Genomic DNA, 6,349 nt, shown 5'->3' with positions numbered 1-6,349 from the left:
GTGCAGAGCCGCCCCGGCTTCCGGGCTCGGCGCGGCACGGCCGATCGGGCCGCTCTCGGCCGGTCAGCCCGTGATCGGCCGGCTGTCCAGGCGGATGTGGTCGACCGCCCAGTACCAGTTGTTGCCCGCGTCGTACATCCGGAACTTCAGCGTCACCGCCTGCGCCCCCGCCGGGACGGCGAGGCGGCGGGTGACGAGGGTGTTCTGGACGTCCTTGCCGGCGTTGTCGTTGCCGGTGGCGTCGGCGCTGTAGAAGACCAGGCGGGTCTCCGTGCCGTTGTCGAACACGGCCGTGACGGACGCCTTCTGCGGGGCCTCCTGCCGGTAGTGGGAGTCGAAGGCCAGGTACAGCGTGTCGGCGCCGACCGGGAGGCGGACGGCGGGGGAGACGAGCGTGGAGTCGAAGACGCCCTTGCGGGAGGGGGAGCCGGTGTCGTCCCAGTCGTCCGGGTCGGCGACGGCGAGGACGCCCAGGCCGCGGGTGAAGTTGCCGCGGTCCTGCCCGGCCGGGGTGGACCACTCCCGCTTGGTGTGGAAGGTCCAGCCCTGGAGACGGACGGTGCCCTGCGGCATGCCGGGGGCGTTGACCACCGACCAGCCCTGCGGCGCCTGGGCCGTCCAGCCGAGCACGCCGTCCTGCGGCTGGAGCACGCCGGCCAGCGACTCGAAGTCCTCGCCCAGCAGGTGGCCGGCCATCACGGGGGCGGGGCGGGCGGCGAGTTCGCCGTCGGCGATCGCGAAGCGGTCGCCGGCCAGCGCCCGGGCGGTGACCAGGATCCGGTGGGTGGCGCCGTCCGGCAGCTGGGCGGGCGGGGTGACCTCCCAGACGGCGGTGGCGGTGGCGCCGGCGGCGAGCGCGGCGGGCGGCGCGGTGACGGCGGTGACCGTCCAGCCCGGCGGGACGACGGGCTGCGCCTCGACGGCGGTGAGCGCGGCGGTGGCGGTGAGCACGGCCGAGACCCGGGCCGGGCGGCCGGGCAGCAGGACGGGCTCGTCGATGGTGCTGGAGGCGGCCCCGAGGGCGACGTCCACGGCGAGCGGGTCGGCCAGGCCCAGGGCCGGGTCGGTGACCGTCCGGTCGTCCCAGGGGAAGCGGCCGGCGATCCGGCGGCGGAAGGTGAGGTCCCCGCGGACGGCCACCGCGACGTCGTACCAGCCCTCGGGCCGGACCGCGAGGTTGACGGTCCGGTCGTCGCCGGCCGCGACCCGCACCTCGCGCAGCCCGTCGCCGTAGGCGAGGTCGCCGACCAGGAAGGTCTGGGCGGTGCGCGAGCGGTTGATCACGTCGACTTCGAGGACCTTGCCGTTGCGCTCCTCCGACAGCGACACCTCGTACGTGCCGGCGGCGTCGCCGCGCAGGTGCCACAGCGCGCCGTTGGGGCCGTGGACGCGCAGGTCGTAGCCCTCCGGGCCGACCGTCCAGACGTCGGAGAGCCGGCTCTTCGCGCCGACGGTGTAGTGCCGGGGCGCGCCGCCCGGTGCCGGGTAGACGGCGAACACCGCGCCCTGGCGGCCCTGGTTGACCAGGTCGAGGGTGAGCTCGCCGCCCTTCAGCCGGGGCTTGACCAGCAGGTCGTAGGGCGCCGGGCGGGCCGAGCGGGTGCCGCGCTGCTGCTGCGGGAAGGCCTGCGGGCTGGGCACGGTGGGGGCGGGGAGCTTGCCGGTGTCGACCACCTTCTGCCGGTTGCCGCTGGTGTCGGGCAGCTGCGGCCAGGCCGGGTTGCGGCCGGAGAAGTCGAAGACGTTGGTGAGGTCGCCGCAGACGGTGCGCCGCCACGGGCTGATGTTGGGCTCCTGGACGCCGAAGCGCTGCTCCAGGAAGCGCAGCACCGAGGTGTGGTCGTAGACGGTGGAGTCGACGACCCCGCCGCGGGTCCACGGCGAGACCACGACCATCGGCACCCGCACGCCCAGGCCCATCGGGTACGGGCCGGAGACCAGGGTCTCGCCGGCCGGCAGGGTGTCGGACCAGGCGAGCGAGCCGTCCGCGGCCTTGACCCGGTACTTGCCGTCCTGACCGACGACCCGGTGGTAGGTGGCGGAGCCCTTGCTGACGCGGACGACGACCTCGCCGTCCACCGGCACGGTCGACTTGCCGCGCCCGGTGGCCAGCGGCGGGACGGGCGGCAGCTGGTGGTCGAAGAAGCCGCCGTGCTCGTCGTAGTTGAGGATGAAGACGGTCTTCTGCCACACCTCGGGCTTCGCCGCCAGGGCGGCGAGCAGCCGGGCGGTGAGGTGCTCGCCGTTCGGCGGCGCGTAGTTGGCGTGCTCGGAGAGCGCGGCCGGGGCGACGATCCAGGACACCTGCGGCAGCTGGTCGGCCTGGACGTCGGCGGCGAAGGCGTCGACCAGGGCGTCGCCCATCGCGAACGGGTCGTTCTTCTTCGCCGGGTCGCCGACGGCCCGCATGCCGCGCTCGTACAGCGGCTCGCCGGGCTTGGCCTTGACGAAGGGGGCGAACCAGGCGAGCGCGTTGTCGTCGAAGTTGTCCAGCGCCTGGTAGGTCTTCCAGCTGACGCCGGCCCGCTCCAGGCGCTCGGCGTAGGTGGTCCACTCGTAGCCGCCGGGGATCTCGGTGTTGTCGGTCACCGGGGTGTCCCGTACGGTGCCGCCGCTGGTCCCGGTCATCAGGTGGTCGCGGTTGGTGTTGGTGTTGCACTGGACGGACGCGTAGTAGGCGTCGCAGGTGGTGAACACCGAGGCGAGCGCGTGGTAGAAGGGCATGTCGGCGCTCTCGTAGTAGCCCTGGCCGAGCCAGCCGCCGGAGCGGCGGGTGACCGAGCCGTCGGCGAGGCCGTCGTTCCAGGCCTTCATCGAGTCCACGAAGCCGAAGGCGGGCGCGCCCTGCTGGTAGGCGCTGGTGTGCGCGGCGTTCATCGGGAAGGGCAGCAGGTGGCCCTCCTTGCGGCCCGGGTCGGGCTGGTGGAACACCGAGCGCCCGTTGACCCCGCGCACCGCCGTCCGGTCGCCGAAGCCGCGGACGCCCGCCAGGGTGCCGAAGTAGTGGTCGAACGCGCGGTTCTCCTGCATCAGCACCACGACGTGCTGGATGTCCGCCAGCCGCCCGGGCTTGGCCGGCGCGGCGAGCGCCTGCTGGACGCTGATCGGGAGGGCGGACAGCACGGCGGCCGCCGCCGCGCCGCCGAGCAGGCTGCGGCGCGACAGTTCGGGCATCGGACTCATCGGGTGGGGCTCCTTGCTGACGGGCGCCGGACCATCGGTTCGACCCGGACCAGTCACGTTTCTAAGCGACCGAGGTGACCGGGGCCGGGGAGTTCGATGACGATCCGATGGCCGCCAAGGGGCCCGGAGCTGTACAGACAACTTGTCGGTCTGTCGGGCGGTGCGGGAGCCACCGTCAAGTCCGCGCCGGGGAAGCCGTGTCGGCCACGGGCGCGGGATGTGGCGGCGGATCCGTCAGGTCCGAGGGCCGGCCTGAACTGGCCCGGCGTCAGTGGCGTAGCCCTTCCGGCCGACGCCGGTCACCGGGCGGCGGTGACGCCCGGGGTGAGGCGGAGTCGCTCGGGGCGGGACGGGGAGCGGAGGTCCTCCGGGGCGAGCAGGTCGCGGCGGGCCTGCCAGGCGAGCAGCCGCTCCAGGGCCTGCTGGTCGCGCTCGTCCGCCGTCCCGGCCGTGGCGCCCGGGCCGACCTCGCGCAGCAGGACGCGGGTCGGCTCGCCGTCCTCGCCCGGCATGACCTCCAGGACGGAGAACCACGAACCGGGCGGGAACACCACCTCGGGCTCGCCGTCCTCGGCGATCACCGAGGTGCGGCGGCCGGTCGCGGACCACACCAGGAACTCGACCGGAGTCCCCGGTACGACCTCCAACGCCGGCGTCCCGACCACCGGCGCGGGCTCCACCAGCAACGTCCCCGGCACGTAGTGACGCAGCTCCTCCTCGCCCGCGTCGGCGCCCAGCAGCACGGCGCCCCGGTGGTTCGGCAGCCGCCGCAGGCCGGATCCCAGGCACGCCAGGTACGGGTCCAGCGGCCCGGAGCCCGGTCGGCGGGCCGCCACGACCAGCTCGGTGTGCAGGACCGGGACGCCCGTGTCGACGTGGTGCAGGTAGACCGCCGCGAGGTCGCTCTTGAGGTCGTCCCGGGAGTGCGAGCGTAGCGCCGGCAGCCGCATGGCGACCTGCTCGGCGCGGCTGGCGCAGCGCTGGAAGTGCTCGCCCAGCAGCGCCCGGAAGGCGGTCCGCTCGGCGGCCGTGCTCGGGCGGCCGGAGACGGCGGTGCCGTCGGGGGCGAGGAGGCGGGCGCGGGTGGGGGCTTCGGGCTCCGGGGCGGGGGCCGGTTCGGGTTCGGGGGTGGGCTCGGGGTCGGGGACCGGTTCGGGTTCGGGGGTGGGCTCGGGGTCGGGGACCGGTTCGGGTTCGGGGACCGGGGCTGGCTCGGGCTCGGGCTCGGGCTCGGGTTCGAGGGCGGGCTCGGGGTCCGGAACCGGGGCCGGTTCGGGCGTGGGTGCTTCGGCGGCGGGAGGTGTGGCCGGTTCGGGGATCTGCGGCTGGGCCTGGACCGGGGCCGGGGGCTCCGGGAGGGTGGCGGTGGCGGCGGTGAACTCTTCGTCCGGGGCGGGGACTTGGGCGTCGGGGTCGGCCGTGGCGGCGGTCTGGGTCCGGACCGCCGAGGCCGGCGGGATGGCCGCGGTGATGGTGGCGGCGGTGGCGGACTCGCCTTCGGGGGCCGGTCGTTGCGGGTCGACCGCGGCGGCCTGCACGGTGGCCGGCACGGCGGGCTGGGTGGGCTGCGCCGCGGGGAGGAAGCTTCCGCGGCGTGCGCCGTCGATCAGCAGCTCGGGTGCGGTCGCACCGGGGGTGGTGAGCGCGGCGCGCAGCTCGTCCAGGACGGCGAGCACCTCAGGCGGCACCGTTCGCCCGTCCGCGCCCGCGATCAGCAGCGGGTGGGCCGGGTCGGGGTCGCGCAGGCGGGGCCCGCGGTCCTGCGGCGGCTCCTCGGGGCGCAGCCACAGGCCGGCCGGCACGGCCTCCAACCGCCAGCCGGTGACCGGGGATTCGTAGAGGGCCGGTCCGCAGGCGGCCGGGCCGTCGGGGGTGGTGCGCCAGGCGGAGGCGACCACGCGGCGCCTGGTGGGGGAGGCGGTCAGCTCGGTCAGCCACGGTTCCCAGGTGGGGGTGCCGTCGGCGGCCAGCACGCGGGAGGAGAAGCCGCTGGTGGTGCGCATGGGCAGGCCGACGGCGGCCCGGAGGTCGTGGCCGAGTTCGGTGGCGAGCCCGGTGGCGAGGGCGGTGAGCGCGCCGGTGGCGGCCCAGGGGGCGCTGAGCAGCAGGTCGGCCTCGGGGCCGGGGAGCAGGCGGCGGAGCCGGGCGGCGAGCTCGGCGGCCGGGGGGAGGGGCGCGCCCGGGTGGCCGACGACGAGGATGACGGTGCCCTCGTCGGCGGTGGCCCTGGTGAGCGGGCCGGACGGGCCGTCGGGGGCGGGCTCGCTGCGGAACCAGTAGCCGTGCGGCAGCGCGGTGACCAGCGGGTCGGCGGGCGCGGCGGGCGGTGTGGGTGCGGCGGGCAGTGCGGCCTCGACGCGCCGGGCGGGGGCGGCGGGCTCCGGGGCCGCTGCGGCGGGGCCGGGTGCGGACACGGCGCCCAACGGAACGCCCCGCGCGGGCGAGGCCACGACGGGCGCGGCCACCGGAAGCTCCAGCACGGCGGTCTCCGCCATCGGACGCTCCATCACCACGGTCTCCGCGGCCGAGCCAGCCGAGCCGGTTGAGCCAGCCGAGCCGGCCGGTGCGGCGGTCGGCTCCGTCGGCAGCGGCCAGACCGGCCCGAGCCGGCGCACCTGCCCGGCCGGGGTGCAGAGCCACCAGGAGGACGGCGCGTCGTCCGTCGGCCCGCTGGTCAACAGGGTGCCGTCGGGGCGGAGGGTGACCAGCCCGTCCGGGGCGACGACGCCGATGCCGGTCAGTTCGGCGATCCGTTCGGCGGGGCGGGGCCCGGTGTCCGGGGCGGTGGCCAGGCCGGAGGCGGCGAGGACGAGCGCGGTGGCGTCCCGGGCGGTGGCGGTGCGGGTCAGCTCGTCGAGCCGGCCGAACAGGACGGCCGGCGCGTCGGGGGCGGCGGCGAGGACGGTGACGGTCCGGGTGACGGCGGTGAGCCGGCCCAGCGCGGCGGTCATCGCGGCGGGCAGGGCCGCCGGGCCGGTGCCGTCCGCGCCGCCGGGGGCGATGACGAAGTGCGGGCCCACCTGGTGCAGGGCGGCGGGCCCGGCGGCGGGGGTGTTTCGACGGAAGGCCAGTCGGCGTTTCGCCGGGGCGGCGCCCGGCGCGTCCCCTGCCGCCTGCGCTGATGTGCTCATCGTCCCGCCCGCCCTCCGTCCGCGCGGCCGCGTCT

At 76.4% G+C, this 6,349-nt stretch carries 2 protein-coding genes; both read right to left on the bottom strand.

All coding sequences use genetic code 11. The features are described 5' to 3' along the window. Positions 1-63: 63 nt before the first annotated feature. On the bottom strand, positions 64-3,183 hold the full coding sequence (locus ACFV61_RS08850) for a phosphocholine-specific phospholipase C (protein WP_380490792.1): 3,120 nt from the start codon (positions 3,181-3,183) through the stop codon (positions 64-66). 299 nt (positions 3,184-3,482) lie between these two features. Beyond that, positions 3,483-6,314, bottom strand: coding sequence for a hypothetical protein (locus ACFV61_RS08845; RefSeq protein WP_380490790.1), 2,832 nt, complete (start codon positions 6,312-6,314; stop codon positions 3,483-3,485). Positions 6,315-6,349: the final 35 nt, after the last annotated feature.

The organism is Kitasatospora sp. NPDC059817 (genome assembly GCF_042731835.1).
Taxonomy (GTDB): Bacteria; Actinomycetota; Actinomycetes; order Streptomycetales; family Streptomycetaceae; genus Kitasatospora.
The sequence above is the reverse complement of the archived record's forward strand: the minus strand, read 5'-3'. Positions and strand labels throughout refer to the sequence as shown.